This is a genomic window from Paucisalibacillus globulus, from assembly GCF_900184735.1.
In the GTDB taxonomy this organism is placed as follows: domain Bacteria; phylum Bacillota; class Bacilli; order Bacillales; family Amphibacillaceae; genus Ornithinibacillus; species Ornithinibacillus globulus_B.
The window spans coordinates 126,207-150,294 of record NZ_LT855393.1; the positions used below are offsets into that span (position 1 = coordinate 126,207).

36 protein-coding genes and 1 pseudogene are annotated in these 24,088 nt (G+C 35.7%); 21 read left to right on the plus strand and 16 right to left on the minus strand.

Translation table 11 applies throughout. The features are described from left to right. Window positions 1-325 precede the first annotated feature (325 nt). Both BN999_RS13105 and BN999_RS21230 read right to left on the minus strand, forming a co-directional pair. A complete protein-coding gene (locus BN999_RS13105; protein WP_096272402.1) occupies window positions 326-949 on the minus strand; it encodes a DUF3885 domain-containing protein in 624 nt (207 codons plus the stop codon). A 244-nt stretch (window positions 950-1,193) separates the two neighbouring features. Then, complete coding sequence (locus BN999_RS21230) at window positions 1,194-1,511, minus strand: TIGR04104 family putative zinc finger protein (protein WP_096272051.1); 318 nt, start codon at window positions 1,509-1,511, stop codon at window positions 1,194-1,196. A 333-nt stretch (window positions 1,512-1,844) separates the two neighbouring features. Between BN999_RS21230 and BN999_RS13115 the strand changes: the two genes are divergently transcribed. Continuing rightward, window positions 1,845-3,080 (plus strand): IS110 family transposase, encoded by a 1,236-nt coding sequence (locus tag BN999_RS13115; protein ID WP_096272053.1) that lies wholly within the window; start codon window positions 1,845-1,847, stop codon window positions 3,078-3,080. Window positions 3,081-3,221: 141 nt separating this feature from the next. Here BN999_RS13115 and BN999_RS13120 read toward each other — a convergent pair whose 3' ends face one another. The 3 genes from BN999_RS13120 to BN999_RS13130 form a co-directional block, all read right to left on the minus strand. After that, entirely contained in the window at window positions 3,222-3,413 is a 192-nt protein-coding gene (locus BN999_RS13120; protein WP_096272055.1) for a hypothetical protein, read from the minus strand. A gap of 250 nt (window positions 3,414-3,663) precedes the next feature. Continuing rightward, a complete protein-coding gene (locus BN999_RS13125; protein WP_096272057.1) occupies window positions 3,664-4,062 on the minus strand; it encodes a hypothetical protein in 399 nt (132 codons plus the stop codon). Continuing rightward, window positions 4,059-4,265 (minus strand): helix-turn-helix transcriptional regulator, encoded by a 207-nt coding sequence (locus tag BN999_RS13130; protein ID WP_096272059.1) that lies wholly within the window; start codon window positions 4,263-4,265, stop codon window positions 4,059-4,061. Before BN999_RS13130 ends, BN999_RS13125 begins: the two co-directional genes overlap by 4 nt. Before the next feature lie 306 nt (window positions 4,266-4,571). Between BN999_RS13130 and BN999_RS13135 the strand changes: the two genes are divergently transcribed. The 20 genes from BN999_RS13135 to BN999_RS13230 all read left to right on the plus strand — a co-directional run bounded on the left by BN999_RS13135 (window position 4,572) and on the right by BN999_RS13230 (window position 17,146). After that, entirely contained in the window at window positions 4,572-5,492 is a 921-nt protein-coding gene (locus BN999_RS13135) for a DUF2268 domain-containing putative Zn-dependent protease (protein WP_176481983.1), read from the plus strand. A 22-nt stretch (window positions 5,493-5,514) separates the two neighbouring features. Then, window positions 5,515-5,985 (plus strand): GNAT family N-acetyltransferase, encoded by a 471-nt coding sequence (locus BN999_RS13140; protein ID WP_096272062.1) that lies wholly within the window; start codon window positions 5,515-5,517, stop codon window positions 5,983-5,985. Between the two features lie 51 nt (window positions 5,986-6,036). Then, complete coding sequence (locus BN999_RS13145) at window positions 6,037-6,687, plus strand: hypothetical protein (RefSeq protein WP_096272064.1); 651 nt, start codon at window positions 6,037-6,039, stop codon at window positions 6,685-6,687. A gap of 18 nt (window positions 6,688-6,705) precedes the next feature. Then, window positions 6,706-7,155: an NUDIX hydrolase gene (locus BN999_RS13150; protein WP_096272065.1), complete on the plus strand. Its 450-nt coding sequence runs from the start codon at window positions 6,706-6,708 to the stop codon at window positions 7,153-7,155. 14 nt (window positions 7,156-7,169) lie between these two features. Next, window positions 7,170-7,535 carry an NIPSNAP family protein gene (locus tag BN999_RS13155; RefSeq protein ID WP_096272067.1) on the plus strand — a complete coding sequence of 122 codons (366 nt, stop codon included), beginning with the start codon at window positions 7,170-7,172 and terminating at the stop codon, window positions 7,533-7,535. 28 nt (window positions 7,536-7,563) lie between these two features. Further along, window positions 7,564-7,770 carry a hypothetical protein gene (locus BN999_RS13160; protein ID WP_096272069.1) on the plus strand — a complete coding sequence of 69 codons (207 nt, stop codon included), beginning with the start codon at window positions 7,564-7,566 and terminating at the stop codon, window positions 7,768-7,770. Between the two features lie 100 nt (window positions 7,771-7,870). Beyond that, the gene (locus tag BN999_RS20670) at window positions 7,871-8,035 is read left to right on the plus strand and encodes a hypothetical protein (protein ID WP_176481984.1); all 165 of its coding nucleotides are present in this window, start codon (window positions 7,871-7,873) and stop codon (window positions 8,033-8,035) included. Between the two features lie 287 nt (window positions 8,036-8,322). Then, the gene (locus tag BN999_RS13170; RefSeq protein WP_096272073.1) at window positions 8,323-8,799 is read left to right on the plus strand and encodes a GyrI-like domain-containing protein; all 477 of its coding nucleotides are present in this window, start codon (window positions 8,323-8,325) and stop codon (window positions 8,797-8,799) included. Window positions 8,800-8,870: 71 nt separating this feature from the next. Further along, on the plus strand, window positions 8,871-9,176 hold the full coding sequence (locus tag BN999_RS13175) for a hypothetical protein (protein ID WP_096272075.1): 306 nt from the start codon (window positions 8,871-8,873) through the stop codon (window positions 9,174-9,176). A gap of 103 nt (window positions 9,177-9,279) precedes the next feature. After that, on the plus strand, window positions 9,280-9,948 hold the full coding sequence (locus BN999_RS13180; protein ID WP_096272077.1) for a DNA alkylation repair protein: 669 nt from the start codon (window positions 9,280-9,282) through the stop codon (window positions 9,946-9,948). Window positions 9,949-9,982: 34 nt separating this feature from the next. Continuing rightward, on the plus strand, window positions 9,983-10,171 hold the full coding sequence (locus BN999_RS13185) for a hypothetical protein (protein WP_096272078.1): 189 nt from the start codon (window positions 9,983-9,985) through the stop codon (window positions 10,169-10,171). A 131-nt stretch (window positions 10,172-10,302) separates the two neighbouring features. Continuing rightward, entirely contained in the window at window positions 10,303-10,671 is a 369-nt protein-coding gene (locus BN999_RS13190) for a phosphoadenosine phosphosulfate sulfotransferase (RefSeq protein ID WP_141249069.1), read from the plus strand. A gap of 55 nt (window positions 10,672-10,726) precedes the next feature. Then, on the plus strand, window positions 10,727-11,341 hold the full coding sequence (locus BN999_RS13195) for a cysteine peptidase family C39 domain-containing protein (protein WP_096272082.1): 615 nt from the start codon (window positions 10,727-10,729) through the stop codon (window positions 11,339-11,341). Between the two features lie 190 nt (window positions 11,342-11,531). Continuing rightward, complete coding sequence (locus tag BN999_RS13200; RefSeq protein ID WP_141249070.1) at window positions 11,532-12,050, plus strand: Pr6Pr family membrane protein; 519 nt, start codon at window positions 11,532-11,534, stop codon at window positions 12,048-12,050. Window positions 12,051-12,218: 168 nt separating this feature from the next. Beyond that, the gene (locus BN999_RS13205) at window positions 12,219-12,560 is read left to right on the plus strand and encodes a hypothetical protein (protein WP_255247466.1); all 342 of its coding nucleotides are present in this window, start codon (window positions 12,219-12,221) and stop codon (window positions 12,558-12,560) included. 62 nt (window positions 12,561-12,622) lie between these two features. After that, window positions 12,623-12,931, plus strand: coding sequence for a hypothetical protein (locus BN999_RS13210; protein ID WP_096272086.1), 309 nt, complete (start codon window positions 12,623-12,625; stop codon window positions 12,929-12,931). Window positions 12,932-13,017: 86 nt separating this feature from the next. Beyond that, window positions 13,018-13,497 (plus strand): hypothetical protein, encoded by a 480-nt coding sequence (locus BN999_RS13215; protein ID WP_176481985.1) that lies wholly within the window; start codon window positions 13,018-13,020, stop codon window positions 13,495-13,497. A gap of 206 nt (window positions 13,498-13,703) precedes the next feature. Then, window positions 13,704-14,522: a VOC family protein gene (locus BN999_RS13220; protein ID WP_096272090.1), complete on the plus strand. Its 819-nt coding sequence runs from the start codon at window positions 13,704-13,706 to the stop codon at window positions 14,520-14,522. A 19-nt stretch (window positions 14,523-14,541) separates the two neighbouring features. Beyond that, a complete protein-coding gene (locus tag BN999_RS13225) occupies window positions 14,542-15,306 on the plus strand; it encodes a MerR family transcriptional regulator (protein ID WP_255247467.1) in 765 nt (254 codons plus the stop codon). Between the two features lie 403 nt (window positions 15,307-15,709). Next, window positions 15,710-17,146: an MFS transporter gene (locus BN999_RS13230; RefSeq protein ID WP_096272092.1), complete on the plus strand. Its 1,437-nt coding sequence runs from the start codon at window positions 15,710-15,712 to the stop codon at window positions 17,144-17,146. 272 nt (window positions 17,147-17,418) lie between these two features. Here the strand turns inward: BN999_RS13230 and BN999_RS13235 are convergent, their stop codons facing one another. The 11 genes and pseudogenes from BN999_RS13235 to BN999_RS13285 form a co-directional block, all read right to left on the minus strand. Continuing rightward, entirely contained in the window at window positions 17,419-17,967 is a 549-nt protein-coding gene (locus tag BN999_RS13235) for a flavodoxin family protein (protein ID WP_096272094.1), read from the minus strand. 46 nt (window positions 17,968-18,013) lie between these two features. Further along, entirely contained in the window at window positions 18,014-18,649 is a 636-nt protein-coding gene (locus BN999_RS13240; RefSeq protein WP_096272408.1) for an MOSC domain-containing protein, read from the minus strand. 181 nt (window positions 18,650-18,830) lie between these two features. Further along, window positions 18,831-19,214 carry a VOC family protein gene (locus BN999_RS13245; protein WP_096272096.1) on the minus strand — a complete coding sequence of 128 codons (384 nt, stop codon included), beginning with the start codon at window positions 19,212-19,214 and terminating at the stop codon, window positions 18,831-18,833. Window position 19,215: 1 nt separating this feature from the next. Continuing rightward, window positions 19,216-19,941: pseudogene (locus tag BN999_RS13250) on the minus strand (DJ-1/PfpI family protein); the annotation flags it as partial. Between the two features lie 41 nt (window positions 19,942-19,982). Next, entirely contained in the window at window positions 19,983-20,591 is a 609-nt protein-coding gene (locus tag BN999_RS13255; protein WP_096272098.1) for a hypothetical protein, read from the minus strand. 40 nt (window positions 20,592-20,631) lie between these two features. After that, on the minus strand, window positions 20,632-21,174 hold the full coding sequence (locus BN999_RS13260) for a DJ-1/PfpI family protein (RefSeq protein ID WP_096272100.1): 543 nt from the start codon (window positions 21,172-21,174) through the stop codon (window positions 20,632-20,634). A 34-nt stretch (window positions 21,175-21,208) separates the two neighbouring features. Then, window positions 21,209-21,694: a hypothetical protein gene (locus tag BN999_RS13265; RefSeq protein WP_096272102.1), complete on the minus strand. Its 486-nt coding sequence runs from the start codon at window positions 21,692-21,694 to the stop codon at window positions 21,209-21,211. A gap of 81 nt (window positions 21,695-21,775) precedes the next feature. After that, entirely contained in the window at window positions 21,776-22,393 is a 618-nt protein-coding gene (locus BN999_RS13270) for a protein kinase (protein ID WP_255247468.1), read from the minus strand. A 9-nt stretch (window positions 22,394-22,402) separates the two neighbouring features. Next, a complete protein-coding gene (locus BN999_RS13275) occupies window positions 22,403-22,933 on the minus strand; it encodes a GNAT family N-acetyltransferase (RefSeq protein WP_096272103.1) in 531 nt (176 codons plus the stop codon). Between the two features lie 14 nt (window positions 22,934-22,947). Next, window positions 22,948-23,505 (minus strand): GNAT family N-acetyltransferase, encoded by a 558-nt coding sequence (locus BN999_RS13280; protein WP_096272105.1) that lies wholly within the window; start codon window positions 23,503-23,505, stop codon window positions 22,948-22,950. 34 nt (window positions 23,506-23,539) lie between these two features. Continuing rightward, the gene (locus BN999_RS13285; RefSeq protein ID WP_096272107.1) at window positions 23,540-24,073 is read right to left on the minus strand and encodes an HAD-IIIA family hydrolase; all 534 of its coding nucleotides are present in this window, start codon (window positions 24,071-24,073) and stop codon (window positions 23,540-23,542) included. Between the last annotated feature and the right edge of the window lie 15 nt (window positions 24,074-24,088).

The window sequence follows — 24,088 nt, forward strand, 5'->3', positions numbered from 1 at the left end:
AACAGATGTCGCCCCTGTGCTGACAGTAAAAGCGTAGTATATTTCCGGAGCGGGTCTATGCGCTTTTCATGTTCGTTCGGATTTTTATAAAGTAGCCATAATTGCATGTGCAAACAAGTTATTACATTGGATTTACGCATTATTGAAAAGTAATACTACCTTCCAAGATATTGCTTAAATAAACAAATTAACCAAATACCCCAAAACCTTCCTACTCGAGATTACAGGAGGGTTATTTGGCATGCGCAAATTTAGTATATCATAAGCTATTTTAGATTTTTAGAGAAAAATATTGACAACTATTAGCTGGTTTAGCTTAACAGTCTTATTTAAAAACTTTATCAATTTCATCTCTGTCATAATCTAATATCCAATCATTATAATCTTTATAAATATTCCGTATTGTATCCGAAGAGGTAGCCAACAAATCACAACCCCTATCATCATAAACGTGAAATATAGTATCCTTGTTAACATTTATGAAATACACCCTATGAAAAATACTTGGGTTTATTCCCATATCTTGATTACAGATTGCTTTTAACATACGAGTGTATTGAAAGTCAGTTATTTTACATTTAAGATTAAATCTATGTGTTCTATATTTTCCATCCTCATTATCTTCTGGAAAGATATAAGGAATTGTATTCTGTTGTAACTTGGACAAAACCGATTTCTCTTTTACATACTTAGTAAAGATGTTTAATTTACGCTTGAAGGTTTTGCCGTCTGCAAAGTCATTTACATCTATAACAATATAAATATCATCACTTGGTGAATGTAAAGATTCAAATAAAGTAATCGCTCTTTTATAAGCTCCTTTTAGGTATGGACTATTTTCATAAGCGTACTCAGCATCATAATCCACACCTAATTCAAAACGAATACCAATATCCCAATTATAAAATAGAGGTGGTCTAAGTTCTAAATTAGGATACTTTTCCTGAATATATCTTTCTAATAACACATCTAAACCTCATTTCTCATAGCTTTATACCCCGTTGCTTCTTCAACTATTCTGCCTCGTTAGCACAATAAACGTTGATCATAAGTTGAATATAAATCATTTACCCTTAATATTTTCTATTTCTTTTTCCGAGGTTTTCGTTTTATAAATCCAATTTACTTTTTATTTTTAACCGGTAGTGAAATAACCTTAATTTAAAATAATGGTTGTTCCTCATCCGTAAACCTTAACTGGTAAGGTAAAATAATAAAATAATTAGAAAAGAAATAACACAAATCCATAGCCAAGATACACTGAAAATGTTTAATATGATTGGAACAAATGGCAAAGGGACACCTATGACACTTATTTTCCAATTACTTTCTTTAGTAATGTGTTGAATTTCATTACAATTAGGACACTTCTTCCGTCTTGTAAAAAACATCAAATCTCTCCATTTAAAATCATAATTACAAGACCAACACTTCGGTAACTTCAAACAATCCCCCCTTATTGAACCAACCTGCTCCGTTACTTTAATAACTCTACAACTTAATACTAACATAATTTTCCAAAAATAAAGTCAGGATATTAACCATTAGAAAAAGGTGCTCCCAATTGTATCACCTTTTTCAACATTAATGTACCCGTTCGTATTATAAGGTTAACCAGAAATTACTGGTTGACCTTATTTTATTAGGTCTTATCATTTACATTGTAGCCGGGGTAGAACGTCCCTGCCCGTGGGAGATAGATCCCGTCAACTAAACTGTTCGCCCCCTACTTGTAGAAACATGATTGAGGCTGGTTGGGACAACGATCCCGTATAACAAGCGAAGCTGTGATACTACAAGAAGCTTAGGGGTACCGGCAAATACTTCTTAGGAGGAGATAATTAATGAATCCAGTAGTTGGTCTGGATGTAGCTAAAGGAGAAAGTCAGATTCAAGGTTTCCTAGATAAGAAGAAGCCTTATAAAACTAGTTTTAAAGTACCGCATACCTTGGATGGTCTAGAGAAATTGCTTCACTTTTTAATCGAGATTGAAAATAATACTGGGGTACGACCTCCTGTCGTACTAGAATCAACTGGACATTATCAAGCACCAGTTGTTCAATATTTAGATAAAAAAGGCTACTTAACCATCATTGTCAATCCACTTATTCCTTACAAGGCAAAGAGTTCTAGTTTACGAAAGGTTAAAACAGACATTATAGACGCGAGACATCTCTGCGAGCTGTACTATAAGGAAGAGCTGGAGCCACAAAAGAAACGTGGAATACAACTACTAAATTTACGTAATCTTACAAGACAACATGACAATATTACAAGTTTATATGTACAAACAAAATTACAATTTCATTCTGTGTTGGATCAGGTATTCCCTGAGTATCGTGGGGTTTTCGGGGATTTATATTCTTCGGTTTCTTTACTTACTCTATTAAACTATCCAACATCTAAAGATGTTTTAGAGACAGATAAAGACATATTAGCTGAGCGCATTCATGAATTCTGTCCAAGTCGTTCGTTGGGATGGGCAACTTCAAAGGCTGATGAGCTAATAGAAGCAGCACTTCGTGATCCATTCCAAGAAACACTTTATCAGAGTCATATTATAAGCATCGAAATGTATATCAAGATGTTGGTTGAGTACCAAAAGCATCTATCTAAACTTGAGAAGCAAATAGATGCTTTGGCAAAAGAAATAGAAGAATGTAAGATTATCCAATCCATCCCTGGTATCGGTGAAAAAATCGCGGCAATGATTATTTCTGAGATTGGGGAGATAGATTTATTTGATAACCCTAAAAAACTAGTGGCATTTGCAGGCTTAGATCCAAGAGTTTATGAATCTGGTCGATTCAAAGGAACAGTGAATCGAATCACTAAAAGGGGATCTAGCCGGTTAAGACACGCCTTATATATGGCAGTTCGCTCAGCAATCCGTGATTCTCGCAAACAGAAAACAACGGATGAAGTCATCCCTCGTAACAAGAAATTACGAGCCTTTTATGATAAAAAGCGCGAAGAAGGAAAGCCTTATAAAGTAGCCATAATAGCATGTGCAAATAAGTTATTGCATTGGATATACGCATTATTAAAGAGTAATACTACCTTCCAAGATATTGCATAAATTTAGTAATATCATTTTTCCAAAACCTTCCAATTAAAGAGATTAGGAGGGTTATTTGGCATGCGCAAATTTAGTATATCATAAGCTAAATTAAATTTTTAGAGAAAAATATTGACAACTATTAGCTGGTTTAGTTTAATTTCAATAGGTCTGCGATAATTTCAGAACTACCTGGTGTAAATAAAAAAATGATGAACCAATTAACAAGATACCAACAATGCCTAGGAATATAACTTTCTTTTTAAATAACGTACCAGCCTTAAATGCCTGTATGCTAGCACCGACAGTAACAAAGATTCCTATAAAAAGAATTATAAAATAATAAAATCCCATTACATCACCCCATTGTTTATTTGTAAATCTGACTTTACCTTTAGTAAAAAAGGTATAACAATCTTTCTTGTAATATTAGTCTTAAGTAATTCTATATACATAGATTTTCTATGTATATAGAAACAATATATTTCACAAGTTGAAAAGTCAACATCTTCTTGAACTATTCTGCCCCGTTACTACAATAACGTTACAACTCCATACTATATAGTATGATTCAGTACATATCGCAATCTATAATACAGTATTATTAACGGTACTTTTTCGAAACGACAAATTCAGTAATTGGCATAGTGATCCATGCCAATCCAATAACAATGACAAGTGGGATATTCTTTATATCATTTATAGCAATAACTCTTTCCGAAACAACTAAGACGATAATCATCAATATAAGTAACACATAATAACTAATTTTTGAACTTAAAAGAGTGATATGTTTCTCTAACTCATCCTTGTCCCCTTCGTGTTTTCCTTCCATTTCGCCCCATGTAATAGATTGGAATAGAAATCCAATCCCTAAAAATAAAAAGATGAGTGTAGAAGCGTTAATTACTTCTTTTGTAAACCATTCATATATCCCGTAGCCACCAATTGCAGTAATAAGAACTAATGAACAGATTAGACTAACTCTTTTTACAGTGATCATTTCTTCTCATTCCTTTCATAAATAAATAACTCATCGATAGAAACACCTAAAAAGTAGGATAAATTAAACGCCAATTCTAGACTGGGGTCATATTTATTATTTTCAATCGCATTAATGGTTTGCCTTGTCACACTACACAAATCTCCTAATTTCCCTTGTGAAAAACCTTTCTTTTCCCTGTATTCCTTAATTCTATTTTCCATCACTGAGCCACCTTCTGTTTTATTAAGGTGTAAAACATTCTTTACACTTTAATATTATAATAAGACAAATAGGGTATCAAACATATTTGACACCTTATTTATTTAATTTGCTTTACCAACTTTATTAACCATAAATTGTAGACTATATTGTACAGCAAAATGTTGGAGTACAGCGGCCATTGTCCATTTCGATTTATACCAAATTTTTCAATATATTTTTTGAATATTATGTTAGTATTAAAGAGGCAGATATTGAAGCAGCAGGTTAGCGCATTAAGAAAAGTATCGTATAGGAGTGTGCAACTGTTGAAACGAAATATAAAACATTTTGTGTTTATCATTATAGTTGCTCTTTTTCTATTCAATGCGTGTGATGAAAAAAAGGATAGTATAGTCATTTCCTTTGAACATCCCGAAACTGGGCAGCCTTTTGAAATTGTTCATGCTTATGAGCTATATCGGGATTACTTTGAAGAGATTTCAAAGAACCAAGACAAGAATCAGAAAGAGTTATTTCAAAATATTATTATGAACCCTGTTTATCACGCCTGTTTTGAGGGTGGAGAATATCTGCACTTAGTTGATTCTTTAATAAATAACCCACCTGAAGACGAATCTGCTTATCTCAACCAACTAAAAAAAATAGATAAAAATAAACTAAATGAACTGATCAAGGATGCTTTAATTCACTCTTCCAATTGGTTACAGACAGAAAATAAAAACACAGTATGTGTATTTCCAACTGGTAATGAGCAAACCTCTATGGTTACAGCTGGTACTGGTAAGATAATCACTTACTACCAAGATTACTATACAGACAACATGATAAAGTCATTAATTGCGCACGAATATCACCATAGCGTATGGACAGAGAAATATTTTAGTTCGGGGAATACGATAACGGTCTTGGATAATCTCATCTTTGAAGGAAAAGCAGTGGCTTTTGAAAAGTTGGTGTATCCTGAAGGCTCCATTGTTCCTACCCATCCTTACTACAACATGACGGACTGGGAGAAGATTGAACCAGATTTGTACAAAGTAGATCTTGATCGATCTATCGAAATTATAAGAGGTGGCGGGGAATTACCTTATGCGTATGGATATAGCGTTGGAAATAGAATAGTAGAGTTATACCTAGAAGAAAACCCAAACTTGACCCCAGCAGATTTGCTTGGTATACGTGCAGATGTAATCTATGAAGCCATTGAATTCCCAACACCTTTCTAAAAGCCAATAAAGGAGAACGACTATGATTACATTTTTTGAAAGCGGTATCCATCATATCGATACGGAAAAAAGCATTTTCAATTCTAATACAGAATATAACATACTAGCATATGATAAAAAGCAATTAACAAACCAAGACCTATTAAATCAATACACGGAATCAGAGGAGTTAAAAACCAAAAGATACATAGTTAGAAAGAATGAAAGTTCTATAGGAATTATTGAATATGGCATGTCCAGTCCCCGTGCAAATAAACCTTGGTTAAGTATACTTATCATAGACCAACAGTACCAAGGACGGGGATATGCAAAAGAAACTTTCCTCGCTTATGAAAAACAAATGAAGTCCAAACAAGTTAAGAGTATTCAAATCGCCGTACACGCTGTAAATAAAAAGGCGTTAACGTTCTGGAAATCGTTAGGATTTGAGAAATATGATGAGAGAGTCTATGAAGATAAACTTTTTTATAGCTTTGAAAAACAACTAAATTAAGATTGATTTTACCTGTTCGGTTTTGCTCATTTTAAACTTGGGAGGAATTTGATGATCATAAGGAAAACCATAACCACGGTATTAGCCACTGTCATTGCCATGTTCTTTTTACTATTTGTTCTTTTTCGTGAACCCATAGGATTAGATTTTTTTAATACCCTATTATTTTCTGCCTTGATGTTTGCTCCTTTTATTCTATTTTATGGCGTTCCTATCACGTTCTTATCTGACTATGTAACCAGGCACTTCACTGGGACTAAACGGATTTTATTTGCTTTTCTGTTTCATATAGTTTCCGGTATGGCTTTTCCAGTGTTATTTGGATTGTTTGGGTCTTTAAGTAGTTCTGAATTTAAGATCATGTTTATTGGAGCAACCACTTTTGCCTTTTTCTTCTGGGTAATTGATGAATTACTGAGGCGAGTTTTAACCAAGAATCCCGTAATGAACTACGAAGAGCCAAGTTCTCGTAAATTTAAACATGAGCTCTATAGTTTCATCATTCTGTTTGTAATCATCATAGGGATTTTTACGATAGGTTCCTCTTTGGAAGCTAGTAGAGTTGGGATCAAGTATAACTGGGGTGGGGTTATGTTTGCCAATGTTATATACTCTATCATTTTGGCATTGATCTTCTCACCAATTGGGTATTTTATATTAAAAACAGTTTCATATAAAAGGAATTCGAAAAAAGAATCGTGATTGGACGGGGGGATGATTGTGAAGCGAGTCGATGTTACATATGTACTGCTTTATGATAGCAAGGAAGAAAATATATTGATGGTAAAAAATAAAGGAGCGCATTCCTCTTACTATACACTTCCCGGTGGTGCAGTAGAAGATGGCGAAACATTAGAAGAAGCTGCTATCCGTGAAGTAAAGGAAGAAACGGGATTAAATGTGGAGCTAGAAGGGATCTATGCCGTGAGTGAAGCATTCATGGAGGAACGAGGTCATCACGCGATATTTTTCACCTTTAAAGGGCGGATTACCGGTGGGGAACTATCGATTGCGTATCCGGAAGAAATCGAAGAGACTACCTGGATGGATGCTACTACTGCAAAACAATATGCCTATGTCCCAACAGCAGAAGTAGATGGTGTCATAGAGAACCATTCCGTTGTTCCATACATACTTCGTGGGAAAGTCATACATAAGACATTGTCGTAGAGGGGATTAGAATGATGATTTATCGCAGAAAAAGATACCAGGTTGATACAAGTATTGTAGAGGAATTCAATAATCACTTTAATAACACGTTATTACCAACACAACTTAAATACGGGTCCCGATTAGTTGGAAGATGGATGACGGAGAATAACGATGATCGGGTGGAGATCTTTGCTATCTGGCAATATGATAGTTATGGAGATTATGAAAGAATAGAGAGCAATGTTAGAAATGATATGGAACATGTGCAGCGCGTGCAGAGTTGGTTTAAGAAAATGGGCGGAAGAGAAAAATTAAAAGAAGTATTTCATAGAATTGATGAAGATTTTCTGGAGTCCACAGTGCCTAATGAGAATACAATCTTGTCTTTAAAGAAATAGTATTTACAAAATAAAAGGAGAGAGGCCAATGATTAATTGGTTTAAGAAGAGAATACAAGAAAATTATCAAAATCATAACAAAAACAACAAAAACGGGGGAGATAGTGGAGCTTTCCACTTAGGAGCTGCATCTACTGAATTAATCGATGATGATGACAAGCATTCTAATAGTTATAACAGTAGTGACTTCGGTTTTGATAGTAGTGGTTCAGATGGTGGCGGCGGTGGCGATTGATTACTTCTGAATGAAACCTGATTCCACATTTTTTTACTAACTGTTGTCAAGCATGCTAACAGGATAATTAAATTTTAAATAGTGTTCGAAAGGAGTCCCTATGAAGAAAAAAATAATTATTGGATTGGTAATCATTGCCTTGATTGGAGCCTTTGTTTATTTTCTGATTTTGAAAGAACCTAATACAGAAGACACCATCATAACGGATAAAAACGGAAAAGTTATCGAACCAATTGATGACGACAACGATAACATTGGTCATTAAAGAAAACAGTTATGGAGTTGTGTTTATGGGGTAGTATTAACTAACTTGTTGATTCTCATTGGTATTATTGCCATTGTCGAGATTACTAAGCACATATTACAACTTAAAGATACTAAAACTATTAATTTCCTATCCTATTTATTTATGGGAATACTATCATTTATGGTAGGTAAGTATCTACTGGATCATGAGACTTTTACTAACACATTATCAATAACATTTATTATTTTGGCTATCCTATCTATTATGTTTAAAGGAAAAAGATTTAAAATAAAGGTGTGATTATCATGGAAGAAACAAAGAAAGTAAAACAGACTATTAAAGAACGCAATGAAATGAAATTAGTAGGTTTTAGAGTTCTATGTCCTGGTGACCAATACTTAGAAGAAATCCCAAAAGCAGCACTTAGTTTAAGTGAACGTATCCATGAAATTAAACAGGTCGTTAATCCGTTAGTACAATATGGTGCGTTTGTAGTCGAGAACCAAACTGCTGAAGAAGATGGCTATTGGGTTGGTGTTGAAGTAACAGAGTATGAAGATACTCCTTCTGACATGGTAACACTAACAGTCCCACCCCAAAAATATGCTGTATCGAGACATATAGGGGCTAATTATCAGATTATGGATTGGTATGAGGAATTACATAAATGGATTGCTGATAACAATTATTCAAGATTAAAAGATAAATGGCATTTAGAAAAATTCTATAGCTGGAAGGATCCTGAAAATCTAGATGTAGCGTTGTTTGATACGATTAAGTGAAAGGTAACCACTTAAAGCCAAGGAACCTATCCCCGTGGTTTAAAATTCATATAAAAAGGGATGGAGATTCAATGAAAGACAATTTTGGCATGTATAATATGGTCGTGCATACGGTCAATTTGCTCTTACTCGGATGTATCGGTTTTGTTGCATTTTTTTCTGTGGTCAATATCAGCCCAGTATCCAATTTAACAGTTGGGTTTTTGGTTAGTATTTTTGCGCTGTTGCTAATCTGGGGGATTAATTACTGGTTCCAATACAAGAAAAAAGGTAAATGGATTCTACCAATAGCTGGAACAATCCTATACATTGTCTTCGCTTTGCTTCTCTTTGGAGTTATCTTACCATTTCTGGCAGGCAATTTAGGTGCGAATTAACAAGGGACATGTTATTCATTATAGTAAAGATGGTTACTCTTATAGGTAGAGAAAGCTTTCATACGATAATGGAAATAGTGCTCAAGTAAAGGAGTTGTATGTAATGAGTGAAAACAAAGCCACAGTAATACAACGCGCTTCAAAAGCAGAAGACATTCTAGCACAGATTAATAGTAATACGAAGCTGGGAGACTTACGAAAGATCGCGAAGGACATTAAAAAGGATCACGAACTCGCTATTGAGCTTTGGTCATCTGGAGAGTATTTGCCAAGACTATTAGCAATCTTAATTATGGATAAAAAACTTCTTACATCAGATGTGCTAAATGAGCTAGATAAGGATATGCAGACTCACGCGCTTGAAGAACGAAATAACTTAATGGATTGGCTAATGGCTAATCAACTCACCAAAGGAAAGAAGACTATCGCATTGATGGAGTCTTGGATAGATAGCCCTTCACCTCTTCAAAGGCGAGCTTTCTGGTATTATCAAGCGAGATTGAGATGGACTGGACAAACACCGCCTGATAACACCGAAGAGCTACTATCAGCAATAGAATCTACTATTGTAGAGGAAGAACCGGAAGTGCAATGGGCCATGAATTTCACCGCAGGCTGGATAGGTGTTTATGACGTAGAGAAACGCGCTCGTTGTGTTAAAATTGGTGAAAAAACAGGTCTTTACAAAGATGAAATGGTATCAAAAGGATGTACCCCAAACTATTTACCAGAGTTCATTACGATGGAAGTGAACAAACGACAGAAAAAATAATTCCCATTGATAAAGTAAGGAAAGGGTTATAACAATGACAAAATTACTTTATACTGGCATCAAAAATGGAGAAGCTGATGTAGAATTAGAATTATCGGCGGATATACAAAATGATTGGCTAGAGATAACCCATACGAAGGAAGTATCTCAAGTCATGAATAAAACAGCAGGTAACTATATCATCGTCAAACGTAACACCTTGAAATGTGAGGTTGTTTCCTAGTACGAAATGATTGTGAATAAATATTAGAGATCATCAAATTGATGATCTTTATTTTTGTGTTAATTATTTTGAATATTATGTTAGTATTGAGGTGTGTGACAATATTTGGATGATGGATGGAGTGTTTTTGAATGAGGTTCAGTAAAATGACATTCTTTTTCCTATTGATTTGCATGCTTTTTTTATCTGCTTGTTCTCAGGAAATTATTACATTCTCCGGGAAAAGTGAAAATTGGGATGTTCAATATGAGTTACTAAAAGATAACACACATCCTGAAACCAAAGGAAGCATTAGATTTATAGGTACCGAGCCAATTCCTGAGAGGATAGAATTTACCATTTATGATACAAGTGGAAATGTGCATCTGGATAAAAATGGAGTATATATTCTGGGGAAATGTATAGGCTGCCATGTTCCTGATGCTCTAACAGAAATTGAAGCAATAATTGATTGGGATAATAAATCTGAAACAATATTTTTGGAAGTAGAAAGCAAATAATGCAAATGAAAGACTATTATTTCAAGATAGACATGAAGTCAATGGGGGAAGAAGTATGGTAATAGTAAGAACCGTTATTTTATCGATAATTATATCAACGATTATTAATGCATATTTAATGACATTACCTATACCTGTTTTACGAAGAAGGAATTATCCAGTTAACTATCTCATTCAACAAAACAATCGAATAGATTTCCAAAACAATACGGAATGTGCTGCATTTTCAACAGCTTATCTATTGCGCCACTTCGGTATAGAGGCTGATGCTAATGCGTTATATACGAATTTTCCTAGTAAAACTAGGGCAGGGAATATATATCCAAAGGGAATCCGTACGGTATTAAGAAAAAAAGGATTTAAAACAAACTATTATAAAGGAAATATCAATACATTAAAGTACGAGATTAGTAAAGGAACTCCTGTCATTGTTTTTATTAAAGTAAATAAGGATAGTAAACATTTGCATTTTGTCCCTGCCATAGGTTATGACAAGGAGTATATTTACCTTTCTGAATCATTAAGTCACTTGGTAAATTGCGGTGATGAACACAAGAGCTATAATCGAAAAGTTCCAATTGATGAATTTAAGAAACTATGGAATGTAAAGAGAATCTATATGCTTTTTTATAGCAATACTTACATCGCTGTAGACAAAGCAAAAAGCTAAAATTAAAGTTAAAGTTAGGAATCCTTCTTATATCCTAACAACCCAGTAGTTTTTTATAAGGGAGCAGATCAAGTTGAATAAAAAAGAAACGGTGCTCAAAATTAAATTAGTTTTTCATATCTTCATCTCGTTAATTAGTTTCATCAGCGTTGTACTACATCTCGTTTATTCCCCTGACCCTTTGATATCCATGACAAAACTTACAATTCACGCTAACCTTATTGTTTTCTTAACCTTTTTACTCAGTACTATCATCATATTATCAAAGAAGAATGAAACAACCATTCTGGAGTTTTTGAAGAACTGCTCCATCATTTATATGCTCATGGTTATTCTTACTTATCACTTCCTTCTAGCACGTGGTGGAGAATATGATGGTGTTCGGATTATTACTAACTTTACGCTACATTACTTCATTCCGATACTAGTCTTCATAAATTGGATATTTTTTGAAAGCAAGAAGAAATACAGCATAAAGTTCATTTTTCTTTGGATGTTTTATCCTTTACTGTATACGGTTGTGTCAATCTTGAGAGGATTAGTAGATGGCTTTTATCCTTACTTTTTCTTAAACCCTAATGGGGAAATCCCAGTAGGCGTTGGCAGTTATGCTAATGTTGCACTCTTCATTACGAGTTTCTTATTGGTTTATATGATTCTGGGTTACTTACTGATTTTATTAAACAGAGTATTTCTATACGTGAAATGAACAAAGTACATAGTTTAGCGAGTGTGTTAATTGAAAATAATTACTCTTCCTCTTATTGGACTAACGGGCCGGATTAGTTGAACATGACTGAAACTTATTAGGAGGGAAAACGTAGTAATATTAAGGGGTTTTAATATTTTATCCTTACTAGAAGAAGGGGGAACATTAATGGATTTGAACGGGAAAGAAACATACTTTACTGCAAATAACTCTGAGGAATTGCTTTATGCACTAAATAATAAGGAACCTTACATTATCATTAGTAGAGAATATAAAAATGAATTTCTAGAAACGACAGAACTGTCGCTTACGGAAAATGAACTAATGGGATTGGAATTGGGTTTCCGAGGTACAGCAAGCTTATGGGGAGAAATCTTCTATCAAATTATCAATCTTTTCAGTAAGGACAGTAAAGAAAAAAAGAAGATCGACAGTAAAATTCGTAAATATAGTATTAAAAAAAGGGATGAAAACGACTTCCTTTTGTATTTGCGTCAATTTGATTATTAAACTAACGGGCGCATTGATTAAAGTTAGAAATATGGTGTTTGCGGCTACAAGGAGGGTATTAGATGGACTTTATACTCCTATTTATCACTACAACTGTATTATTATTTTCCCTACGAAAAGTCTCTAAGATTAGATATTCATCTAAAGAATCCATCTTAAAAGATGTTAAAAATAATGTTATATCGCTTATGTGGGGTGTCTTGATAATTTTAGCGATGATACTTATTCCTTACCAAGTATGGGTGATGACTGGTGCTTCTCATTACTGGGATGGGGTTTATATCGTATTCGGGACAGCTATTTTAACAATAATTGTTAGTTTTACTTTTTATTATTTTAATGTAAAGAAATTCAACTTACGGGTGGAATAGTAAATTAGGAATCATATAAATAAATGGTTTTTTTATTCGGGGCAACTGTTTGGAATATTGTTTTGATATCAAGGTGTAAAGATGTTATGAAATGGGGGGCGTTAATTCAAGAAAGAATTAACGCTATTTTTGTAGTACATATTGTACGACCGGGGGGTAAGCATTTGTTCAAAAGAAAATTATTTATTGCACTGTTTTCGACAATTGTATTTAGTTTTATTTTAGCTTATATAAATTATACTCCTGTATCAGAAAGACTCCCAGACACTTCATACGGCTCATTTCTCTCCCCGATTCCGTTTTTAATTATACTAACTGGTGTACCATATATTCTCAGTGGGATTCCCGTTTCAATATTAATTGATAAATATGTTGATAAACTTATAGTAAAACTCCCCTTATACTTAATAGGTGGTTACCTTATAGGCTTGATTACTTTGGTATTAAGTTTTGGAACATTTTCATTGTCATTTGATTTCCTATGGTTAGGTATTTATGGTGTTGCCGGTAGTTTAATATTCTTTATTATTATGTCATTGAACGCTCGATTAAAGAACTTCAACTAACGGGTGCGTTGATCTAAGAAGGATTAATGCACCTTTTTGTTGAAGTTATTTAACTAACGGATCAGTGATTTAAGGTGGAATTACACAAGTTAAAGACTATTATTAAGAAGTATTTGTAATTTCCCTTGACCTTCAACTTACTTGAACGTTTAGAATAAACATTGGTAGAGCATACCGAAACTATTAACAAGAAGGGGATTGAACAAATGATTTTTCGTTGGGATGGTGGATTTATAATGGTATCTTGGGAGAAATTTAAAGAAGGGATCGAATGGTATACTAAACATTTTGGATGGACTTGTATAGACAGCGTTGTTACGCCTGTTGGAAAAAAGGCTTTCTTAAAAATGCCGAGATTAGGTGTCGTAACGTTAAAATCATTTGAAGGAGATTTTGAACATTTTAGTTCTGATGGAGATTTTGAAGGACATACAAGAGTAGGATTTGAGGTAGCAAATCTTGATGCAACCCTCTCCTACCTTGAAAAGGAAGGGATTGAGGTTTCGAATATGATTACCTTACCTACTGGACAAGTTAGTTTTGATATCCATGCTTTTGATAATGCAAGAATTACCGTGATACATAACAAATCTTTGGAAGGACATTTCCCAGAAGCGAAAGTAACGGGTTTTAGTGATGTGAATGTAAGAATAGGTGTTAAAAATATAAGTAAAGCTGTGACTTGGTATCAAGAGAACCTTGGGCTTAAATTGGTCGAACAACATGACAATTATGCACACTTGCAAGTAGAGGATGCATATGACTGGATGCAGCTTTCTCAGGTTTTTTACGATAATATCCTATTAGAAAAGCTAGATGAAATAACTTATGAAAAGGCAAACCCTTCTGTTCGAAATTATTTTGACGTCAGACCAGAGTTATTTTATGAAACCTATAGTAAACTTAAGGAAAAAGGTTTGGAACCATCCGAAATTGCTGGCAACCCCGGTAATGGCTGGGCAGGTTTTCATTTCTTTGATTTAGATGGAAACCGCATAAATGTTTGGTCTTATCCTGCGCAATAGCATGAGGAAGTGAAACGAAATGGGAATGAAGATCCATGAATTTTCTGAACGTACCGGACTGTCTCCGAGTACTCTTCGTTTTTATGATTTAAAAAAATTATTAGAGCCCCAACAACGTTTAGAGAACGGCTATCGGATTTATACAGAGGAGCAAGTATCACATGCCTTAATGATTCATTCTCTTCGTTTGGCTGATATAAACATTGAAGACATTTATCACTTTATGCATTCAGGAACGGAAGAGAAGGAACGCTTAATTTCAAATTGGAGGCGTGAGGTAGATTCGAAGATTTCTTCATTAAAAATCGTAAAACAATATTTATCTGGTATGAGTGCTAAAGAACAACAGATCAACTTAGTTAAATGGGAAAAACCTATTACATTCATTTGGTTTAGACATACTGTACCAAGAAAAATGAACCCGTTTCAGTCTGTTATGAAATCAGAATTAGAAAAAATTAATAAATTGGGGTTAGATGTTAGACCAGGTATATTTCTAAGAACTTTGGAATCTAAAGCAAATACAATGGTTGGCGAAATAGGATTCATCTTGAATAAAGGCTATCAATCAAACTTGATTTGCGATGAAAGTTATATAGAACAACAAGAACCAGTACTATACGCTACTATGGAGTGTAATGTGTACGATCAGTTTATGTGTTTTAACTTTATCAGGTTAGTCAACCGTTTTGGTTTTAAGACAAATGGTTTAAAGTTAGAAAAGTTTGAGTCACCAGATGATAGTACTTTTAGTTATTTGATTCCACTATTGAATCCTTCTTGATTCTTCAAAAATGGACGTTGCTCTGTAAAGATTAACGTCCATTTTTAAATTTAAGGGAACCGTGGGGACAGGTACCTCGGCTTTATATCTTAACCTTTGAACCGAGGGACCTGTCCCCACAGCTTCCGTTTACCTATCTAAAGATAATAATCTATGGGGAAGAATTTACTTAAAAAGCTTATATAGACAAAGCTTTAAAGGTATTTTTAAAGTTTTGTAGTAAAAAGAAGTTTACATTCCAATCAAATACAAATTTTATTTTTATGTTGATTACCCTACGGGGGTATGGTAATACCTTAAAGGCGAACAAGGTTTTTAATTATAAGGAGAATGTTTCCTTACTAACCTACCCCTTCCTGGTATTGGGGGGTATTAATACTCATAAACTGGAGGGAATTTTATTATGTCAACACGATCTCAGATGATCTCGCAACCAAATCCGAAGCGTTGGCAAGCACTTGCTTTGTTATGCTTTGCCAACTTCCTTGTAATGATGGATACTGCTATAATCCAGGTTGCCTTACCATCTATCAAAGAATCCTTAGGCTATACAAAGGCGAACTTACAATGGGTAATGAACGCCTTTCTCATATTGTTTGGAGGACTATTGCTTCTAGGAGGAAGATTATCCGATTTGTTCGGTCACCGACGAGTTTTTATGTTAGGAGTTTCAATCTTAACTGTAGCTTCCTTATTTGCCGGTTTGGCTTGGAATGAAATGTCTCTTAACATATCAAGAGCAATTCAAGGAGCTGGCTCAGCTTTGATCGCACCAGCGGCACTTTCCATTATTATGCTTTTGTTTAGTGCAGATAAGAAGGAAATGGGAAAAGCACTAGCATTTTGGGGTCTTTCCGGAGCCGCGGGTGGTTCCCTTGGTATTGTTCTTGGAGGGGTACTTACCCAGTTGCTAAGTTGGCGGTGGACGCTACTATTCTATGTCCCTGTTGGAATTCTTGTTTTGATATTGTCGCCAAAACTCCTGGAGAAAGGTAAGAGGAGAAATGGACGTATTGATTTTGCGGGGGCTATATCCGTTACAGCAGCATTGATATTGATTGTTTACGGCATTGTAACGGCAGAACATAGTGGCTGGCAAGCACTTTCTACTGTATTGCCTTTGACAATCGGAGCAATTTTATTCATTGTATTTATCCTAATTCAAGTTTTTAGAAACGAACCACTGGTGCCCCTTAGCATCTTTAGGACACCAAACCTGGCAGCTGGGAACGTTTCGCTTATCTTGTTATCAGCATCTTGGTTTCCGTTAGTTTACTTCCTTATCCTGTATTTACAGCAGGTGTTGAAATTTGAACCTTTCATGGCAGCCATGGGAATGTTACCAGCACCAGTTCTGATGGCTATATTCATGATTGTTCTAGCAGAAAAAGTAATGTCGAAGTTCGGTATGAAAGTCACGATGTTCATCGGATTTATCATACTCGGTATTTCTGGGGTGATCCTTTCCGGAAATACAGTTGATGGTAACTATTGGAGTGATGTGTTCATCGCTCTTCTACTGGCTGCCCTCGGAAACGCACTTGCCTACCTTCCAGCAACTACTGCAGCGGTATCGGAGGCTAAGTCAGAAGAGTCTGGTCTTGCATCTGGTTTATATAACACTACTTACCAAGTGGGATCAGCAGTTGGCTTAGCCATCTTGGTATCAATTGCGGCTTCAACAGCATCAGCCACTGCAGGGAACCCTTTGGTAGCTCTTAATGAAGGCTATCAACAAGCATTTTTATGGGGTGGAATGGTTGCGTTTTTAGGTGCTATTGTGGCACTTCTGTTTATTCGCTCACCAAAGCAAGGGCGAGCAAAGGCTCCCAAATCATAAAATATAAATTTACCATTTACTAGATTTTATCTAAATAATTATAAATACTTTAAAAGGTTGTTCCAAATTTGGAACAACCTTTTATCTTGAACTCAACAGCTTTTTCACTAAAGGGTGCGTTAGCTAAAGAAGAAAGTAAATATTCATGTTATAAGACCCTCAGTAGCATACATAATAAAAATAGGAGTAGGGGACACTATGCTATTCATACCCCTACTTAGTGTGGTATTTACTTTTTTCTATCTCTTTACCGAACCCTACCATCTTTTAGTTCAGTTGTTGTTCAACAGTTCATCTCGAAGTTGAGTAGCTTTGAAAAATGCAGCCTTATCCTCCAGAATTCCTCCTGGCTTATTTCCATCTCCAATCACATACCCAGCAAATTCCATTCCAATGAAATCAAAAATATACTGAAACTGTTGAATCATCGGTAGTCCTTTAATGTACGGGCCATCTCCTCCAACCGCAATAACATATGCCTTTTTAGAAGCCATCTTCTCCTTGAAGTCAGGATATTTCGGATCCCTTATCGCTTGAGACCAACCGTCGATGAAGTTTTTCATGGTTCCGGACATGCTAAACCAGTATATTGGTGTAGAAAATATTAATATATCATGCGGGAGAATACGATCAATAATAGAATAATAATCATCATTTCTGTCTTGAAAACCATCTTTAGAATGACGACCATCTATGATGGGATCAATCTGATAATCTCTCAAGTAAATTTTCTCTGTTTCTATGCCTTGGATGACTTCCTCTGTCAACAACTCCGAATTGCCGTTGGGACGGGTGCCCCCATAGATTACTGCTATCGTCATGTTATACTCTCCTTTGTTTTGAACCGTGGGGACAGGTACCTCGGCTTTATATCTTAACCTGTGAACCGAGGGACCTGTCCCCACGGATTTTTTTTAGTCGATTCTCCATCGTTTCTTTCCAGTCACTAGCCAATTCCTCAACAGCCAATATTCTATTGATTCCATCGACATCCTTTTGCTTATGGAGATAGACCTCATTTCCATAAAGAACGGAAACCTTTTTGGGATGGGATTCCAGTAGGGTAATGGTTGAATTGCTTCGGACAATTCCTTCTTCTAAAACACGACATAGAAACCCTGTGAAACCGGTTTGTACCATCCTTTTAAGAAGTAAAGGTTTATCCGTTCTCTTTGAAATGGTGCTACACGGAATTCTACCTTGTGTTATTTGTATAACCGCTTCTCCAAGTCGATATATGTCCCCAATATAAACATCTTTTTCCAACATATTGGTCACCGTTAAATTTTCACCGAACGTGGAGGATGGTAATTTAGTATCAAATTCATTTTCCCAAAGTAAATAGTGCTCATATGGGTATACACATACTGCGCGATCTGAACCACCGTGATACCGTAAATCCGCAACGCCATCCCCCTGAAACCCCTCTTTTGTTAAGAAAGCTTCTTCAATGGCTTGCTTGCAAATTCCTGTCTCAATTTCCTTATTATTACCGTACTTCATTGTTTTAGGTTTTCCGATTGAAAGATTCTTTAGTTCGATACTATTACCAGTTATCAACGCAACATGTCCCTACTTTCTATTTGAATTGAAAACCATGGGGTCAGGTCCCTTGATTAAACTTTTTCTTTTATTGTGGACAGGACCCTTTGTTCAAAAGCCAAGGAACCTGTCCCCGCGGCTGCTAAATCCGTTGATTAATTTCTATTAAAGTACCATTCGGATCCCGAAAATGAGCAACACGAATTCCCCAATCTTCCCGATTATGTGGCTCGGAAATAAAATCTACTTTTGACTTTAAAGAATCATATGTAGCGTCTACATCTTCTACCCCGAAAATAATGGCAACCTCATTTAATGGGGAAGAACTCTTTGTCTCATAGGGCTCTTGAATATCCTCTAGCATTTGTTTCTTATCAAAAATGGATAGATACGTATTTCCCGTATCAAATTGGGCGTAGTTAGAGCTTTCATCTCCCCATGTGCATGTAAAGGCGAGAACATCTTTGTAGAATTGATAGCATTCTTTATAGTTATTTACTAGAAGTCTTGTATGGGTTAGTTTCATTCTAATCTTCCTTTTCATCCAACCGAGGGACCTGTCCCCGTGGTTTCATCATTTTAAGAATACTTTTAGAGTGCTTCAAAAGTCCAAGAAATCCTAAACCTTTCTTAGCACCATCGGACAATTTATTATCCGCGATTTCTATCACTTTTTCATCTGCACTCGAAAAATTTCCCGATTGAAATAGTGGTTTTGGATCATATTCAATTGCTAGCTGTATCGCTTTGGCTTCCTCTTCCCCAACTAGCTTATTAGCTAGAATTAATGCCATATCTATTCCGGCCGATACTCCAGCAGCTGTGATATATTTCCCTTGTTCTACAACTCGTTCTCTTGACGGCTCCGCGCCATATTCACGTAATAGATTAATAGGCTTCCAGTGGGACGTTGCTTTCAATCCTTCGAGTAAACCGGTTGACGCAAGGATTAATGATCCTGTACAGACGGTTGTCGTCCATTTTGTTGTTTGATCCATATCTTTTATCCACTGTTTTACCTTTTCGTTTTTCATTTCCTTAATAAAGGCAATGGTGGAACCTGGGATTATTAGGATATCCGCTTCTCTTACAAAATCAATACTGTATTTTGCGGTGATATCAATGAATCCAGAATCTGCTTTTATTTCTCCTTTTTGTTCCGCTACAAATAATACCTCAGCACCTGCCATATGTCTTAAGGCTTCATAAGGACCTATAGCATCTAGCATAGTGACTCCGTTATATAGATATAACGATTTTCATATTGTCCTCCTGAGGGTTTTACTCATCATAACTATGTATCAGCAACTAATTCAACCGCTACTCCATTTGGGTCCGTAGATTTATTACTATCTCTTCCTTCTATTACTACTTTCTTTAACAGAAGATTATCTCCTACCGTAAACTGAATGTTCGATACATATTCACCTAACAATCTCGAGAAATCCTGGATATGATTAGAGTCCTTTACCATTATTTCCATTGAGGTAATATAGTCATTACCTTCTTCCACCACATCTTCTCGCTGTTGGAGTTCAATCCTAAGACGGGATGGCGTTCCTATGAAAGTCCTTCTATCCCCTTCGTTAACATTAAATCCAAGCTGCTTAGCCAGCATGCAGACATCATCATGTTCCTCTTCCGTAACCAGAAAACCAATATGATCAAACATCGTCTTCTTCCCTGCGCCAAATGACACATTGACCTTCCCTTTTCTTACCTCAATTATTCGAAATGTAGGGTTCTCCTCCCGGAAGTCATCCCACTCGAGCGGGGGATGATAGGTCTTAATCCCGTCCTTTACCTTTGCAAATCTTCCTGCAACCTGAAAACCATTCTCTACATAAAACTTTTCTATCTCTTCTAGGTGATTGGTCCAGTGGTGGTAATGAAAAAGTTCCATAGATAAGCCTCCTTAAGAAGATAATTCCATTATTCTAACACTACTTCCCATACCAAGCAGGTTCAAATTCCAAATCCAATGCCTTTCCAAATCGTACTCCCCATTCAATAAAAGCAGAACCCCATGCGGTAATGACGTTTCCATCTTCTACTACTAACTCTCCCACAAAGTTTTCCTCTTCAAAATATGGAGATGATTTCCTTGCTTCCTCATATAAGCCTACCGTATATTTTTTACCCTTCAGCACCCCTGCTTTTGCTAATAAATATGGCGAGCTCGAAATACTAGCGATAACGAACCCTTCTTGTGAAGTAATTTCTTTGATAAATTGAATGTAGTCATCCGATTCTGCCACTTCTAAAATGTCCATACAACCGGTCATTAACAGGCTGTCATAATCCTCTATATTAACTTCATTAAATGCCAGTTCAGGTAAACAAACCATTCCCGCTTCTCCCTTAATTGGCTCTTTTGTTTGACCGATAATGGTAATTGGCTTCCCACCTTGCATTAGGATTGATAATGCCGTTGTTAATTCGTATTCACTGAAATTCGGATAGAGTAGTACTGCTGTTTTTTTCATATAAATCTCCTGCCTTCTGTTTTTTACGATAAAACTAAAAAATAACAAACATCACGAAAAGTAATATCATTGTCCATAGATAAGATATATGTATCGATTTGTTACTTTTTTCTTTCTTGAACTCTATTGAAAAGATAAATAGATAAATTAAGAAAAGGAAATAGATCATGAACACATAGATAAGTGACCTCCAGTGTTCTACCAAAGTCCCCAATGGACCCATTGTTCCACCAATTAGGAAAAGGATTACCGAGAGAACGCCAAACCCAACACATAATTTTGGCATGATATTCCATTTAGTACTCTGTAAAAAATTACTTTTCTTCCTTGACTCCAATAGGAAAATCAAATAGAAACAAGTGATCACTAACCCAACAATTAGAAACGTTATAAAAGATGAGTTAACGGCACTGAACTGTCCTGTGATTAAGTGGGTTCTTTTATCACTGAAAAGTTCTAAAAGCCACATTAAACAAACTAAAAAGATGACGGTTATGATCTGAAATCCTAACCATTTCACACGAATTACCCCCAATAAAATAAAAAAAGGAAACCCAAATAAACATATTGGTTTCCTCTTAGATGTTAGTTTCACTATGTATTATTGCTTACCACAAGCATAACATCGTTTATCTGTATCGTCATCCCCATAGATTCGAATTTCTTTTTCTTCCCCACAAACACGACAATAATCGAAGTCAATTTGCGGAAGAATTCCCGCTTCCGCAAGTGGCACCCATTCATTTTCATACAGTTTTTTTGTCATTCCGTAGTCGATAAAAATCAGTTTATTCTCATGAGTTAAACCATAATTACTACTGTCTTTTAAGTCAAAGCTATCAAACTCCGTATCTAGCATGTGGAATACATCCGAATAATTTTCTAGAATAAGATGCCCATGCTTTACTGGGTCAATTTCATAGGACTGATTCTGGATTAACTCCATTGGCTCATAGAATCTCTGAACAGCTATATTCTTATCCGTATAGTAAACTTGTGCAAATAGCTCATCATACCCTCTTTTTACCATCTCACGGTATATTTCCTGTTCTATTTTTGATTGCTCGTGACCTAGTGAATGCAGATTAACCTTTATTACATAATTCGATACACGAAAAGCCTTTCTTGTAGAACCGATTCCTATAAAATTATCTTCAATGCAATAATGTTCCCAATTAATTATGATATCTTGAAGTATAATACTCTCCTGATTTATCATCTATTTGCCTCAACTTCCCCTATGTTCAGTTAAAACTCGGCTAATATCATCCCACTCATAGATTAATAGATCTAATTCTGTACCAGCCATTTTTATCTTCATTGTTTCGATAAGCGTTGCACCATAATGCTCATAAAAGTAACGGGTTTTATTATCCTCTAACACTTCAACAAAAACCCTATTGTATCCGAGTTCCTGGAATTTCTGAAAGAGTTTACTCATTAACTGCTTTCCAATCCCTTTCCCCTGATATTCCTCTAGAATATAGATGGACGTAAGGTCTCCAGAATGATCAATTGTATTACTCTCTCGTTTACCACAGTCCGCAAATCCTACAATCTCTCCTACTTCATTTTCAGCAACATAGACATAATTGTCTTCTCTAGAAAGATTACGCTGCCATAATTCTGTACGTTGTTCATAGGAAATTTTATCCAGGAAACTATCTGGTAAAATACCTTGATAGGTCGTTCTCCAGCTATCCACATGTACTTTTGCAATTCCTGGTGCATCTGCCATTACCGCTTCTCTTACACCCAACGTAAGTCCACCCTTCAGTCAAAATTATGATTGTACCAGTTTAAAAAATCTTCTCTTTCGATAACGTTTAGTATACAGCTTGCTTTCACTTGACTCCCGAGTTTTTGATGTTCTGCAGGAAATTCCGCTTCAACATGTAGTCGAATATAAGGCAATTTCTCTTGAGCCTTCTGTGAACGTACATTAGAGCGTTTAGCACCTGCGAAAACATAATCTAATTGAAACTCTTGAAATGCTATTTGTAGTATTTTAGCTTTTGCTAACTCGTTATAACCTTGTCCCCAATACGGATGGCCAATCCAGGTTCCAATATGACATGTCTTGTTATCCATATCGATATCTTTTAAAGTAATCACACCAATAAGTTCATCGTGCTCATTTAACATACACCTAGAATATTGCTTCCCTAGTTTTTCTTCTGCTTGAACGAAATCAATGAATTGTTTTGTTCCTTCTAGGGAAGTCTGCTCATCACTAAGCCCCAAAGCATCTTTCACATGGGGAGACGAGGTTAGAGCTGACATGGTATTTGCGTATTGTTGATGGTGTGGAACTAATTGAACCTCTCTCATCTTCATGCCCCCTAAATTTCAAGCACTTTACTACTCATAAACTAGCTTTTACCCAGTCTGCCGCTTCAATAAAATCACTAGCAACATAATCCAGCGAAACCTCTGCCCATTCACCATAATACTCATTACTTTGATACTTACTAAATGAGGCCTCACCAGCACCTGTTTTCACTAATACTTTCTTACAACCAACTTTCTGTGCAGCCATCATATCCGTCCACCGATCACCGATAACTACACATTCCTTTAAATTTAATCCATTTTCCTTTGCAGCTTGCTCCAACATACCGATTGAAGGCTTTCGGCAATTACATCCCTCATTATGCTGGTGTGGGCAAAGATATACGCTATCAAATCCAAATCCTTTAAGTTCTACTTCAAAATCTTCTTTCGTAGCTTCTCCCCGTGAAATCCCAGGCTGATTGGTGAAGGAACAAATCAACAGCCCAGACTTTTTTAACTGGTCTATCGAATCTCTCACATGAGGAAACAACTCGAATTCACCCGGGTATTCTACTTGGTCACTTCCTCCAATGGTTCCATCTCTATCAATAAATACAGCTTTCATCAATCGTCCCCCCTC

Bases quoted from the DNA above. Each gene is read 5' to 3' on its own strand.
- BN999_RS13280 (WP_096272105.1), bottom strand. From the start codon at position 23,505: ATGAGAGAGGTTCAATTAGTTCCACACCATCAACAATACGCAAATACC.
- BN999_RS13220 (WP_096272090.1), top strand. From the start codon at position 13,704: ATGATTTTTCGTTGGGATGGTGGATTTATAATGGTATCTTGGGAGAAA.
- BN999_RS13255 (WP_096272098.1), bottom strand. From the start codon at position 20,591: ATGGAACTTTTTCATTACCACCACTGGACCAATCACCTAGAAGAGATA.
- BN999_RS13115 (WP_096272053.1), top strand. From the start codon at position 1,845: ATGAATCCAGTAGTTGGTCTGGATGTAGCTAAAGGAGAAAGTCAGATT.
- BN999_RS13190 (WP_141249069.1), top strand. From the start codon at position 10,303: ATGAGGTTCAGTAAAATGACATTCTTTTTCCTATTGATTTGCATGCTT.
- BN999_RS13125 (WP_096272057.1), bottom strand. From the start codon at position 4,062: ATGATCACTGTAAAAAGAGTTAGTCTAATCTGTTCATTAGTTCTTATT.
- BN999_RS13195 (WP_096272082.1), top strand. From the start codon at position 10,727: ATGGTAATAGTAAGAACCGTTATTTTATCGATAATTATATCAACGATT.
- BN999_RS13260 (WP_096272100.1), bottom strand. From the start codon at position 21,174: ATGAAAAAAACAGCAGTACTACTCTATCCGAATTTCAGTGAATACGAA.
- BN999_RS13235 (WP_096272094.1), bottom strand. From the start codon at position 17,967: ATGACGATAGCAGTAATCTATGGGGGCACCCGTCCCAACGGCAATTCG.
- BN999_RS13175 (WP_096272075.1), top strand. From the start codon at position 8,871: ATGAAAGACAATTTTGGCATGTATAATATGGTCGTGCATACGGTCAAT.
- BN999_RS13210 (WP_096272086.1), top strand. From the start codon at position 12,623: ATGGACTTTATACTCCTATTTATCACTACAACTGTATTATTATTTTCC.
- BN999_RS20670 (WP_176481984.1), top strand. From the start codon at position 7,871: ATGAAGAAAAAAATAATTATTGGATTGGTAATCATTGCCTTGATTGGA.
- BN999_RS13120 (WP_096272055.1), bottom strand. From the start codon at position 3,413: ATGGGATTTTATTATTTTATAATTCTTTTTATAGGAATCTTTGTTACT.
- BN999_RS13160 (WP_096272069.1), top strand. From the start codon at position 7,564: ATGATTAATTGGTTTAAGAAGAGAATACAAGAAAATTATCAAAATCAT.
- BN999_RS13185 (WP_096272078.1), top strand. From the start codon at position 9,983: ATGACAAAATTACTTTATACTGGCATCAAAAATGGAGAAGCTGATGTA.
- BN999_RS13285 (WP_096272107.1), bottom strand. From the start codon at position 24,073: ATGAAAGCTGTATTTATTGATAGAGATGGAACCATTGGAGGAAGTGAC.
- BN999_RS13205 (WP_255247466.1), top strand. From the start codon at position 12,219: ATGGATTTGAACGGGAAAGAAACATACTTTACTGCAAATAACTCTGAG.
- BN999_RS13155 (WP_096272067.1), top strand. From the start codon at position 7,170: ATGATTTATCGCAGAAAAAGATACCAGGTTGATACAAGTATTGTAGAG.
- BN999_RS13170 (WP_096272073.1), top strand. From the start codon at position 8,323: ATGGAAGAAACAAAGAAAGTAAAACAGACTATTAAAGAACGCAATGAA.
- BN999_RS13180 (WP_096272077.1), top strand. From the start codon at position 9,280: ATGAGTGAAAACAAAGCCACAGTAATACAACGCGCTTCAAAAGCAGAA.
- BN999_RS13215 (WP_176481985.1), top strand. From the start codon at position 13,018: ATGAAATGGGGGGCGTTAATTCAAGAAAGAATTAACGCTATTTTTGTA.
- BN999_RS13145 (WP_096272064.1), top strand. From the start codon at position 6,037: ATGATCATAAGGAAAACCATAACCACGGTATTAGCCACTGTCATTGCC.
- BN999_RS13270 (WP_255247468.1), bottom strand. From the start codon at position 22,393: ATGATAAATCAGGAGAGTATTATACTTCAAGATATCATAATTAATTGG.
- BN999_RS21230 (WP_096272051.1), bottom strand. From the start codon at position 1,511: ATGTTAGTATTAAGTTGTAGAGTTATTAAAGTAACGGAGCAGGTTGGT.
- BN999_RS13130 (WP_096272059.1), bottom strand. From the start codon at position 4,265: ATGGAAAATAGAATTAAGGAATACAGGGAAAAGAAAGGTTTTTCACAA.
- BN999_RS13225 (WP_255247467.1), top strand. From the start codon at position 14,542: ATGGGAATGAAGATCCATGAATTTTCTGAACGTACCGGACTGTCTCCG.
- BN999_RS13140 (WP_096272062.1), top strand. From the start codon at position 5,515: ATGATTACATTTTTTGAAAGCGGTATCCATCATATCGATACGGAAAAA.
- BN999_RS13240 (WP_096272408.1), bottom strand. From the start codon at position 18,649: ATGAAGTACGGTAATAATAAGGAAATTGAGACAGGAATTTGCAAGCAA.
- BN999_RS13230 (WP_096272092.1), top strand. From the start codon at position 15,710: ATGTCAACACGATCTCAGATGATCTCGCAACCAAATCCGAAGCGTTGG.
- BN999_RS13245 (WP_096272096.1), bottom strand. From the start codon at position 19,214: ATGAAACTAACCCATACAAGACTTCTAGTAAATAACTATAAAGAATGC.
- BN999_RS13200 (WP_141249070.1), top strand. From the start codon at position 11,532: ATGACAAAACTTACAATTCACGCTAACCTTATTGTTTTCTTAACCTTT.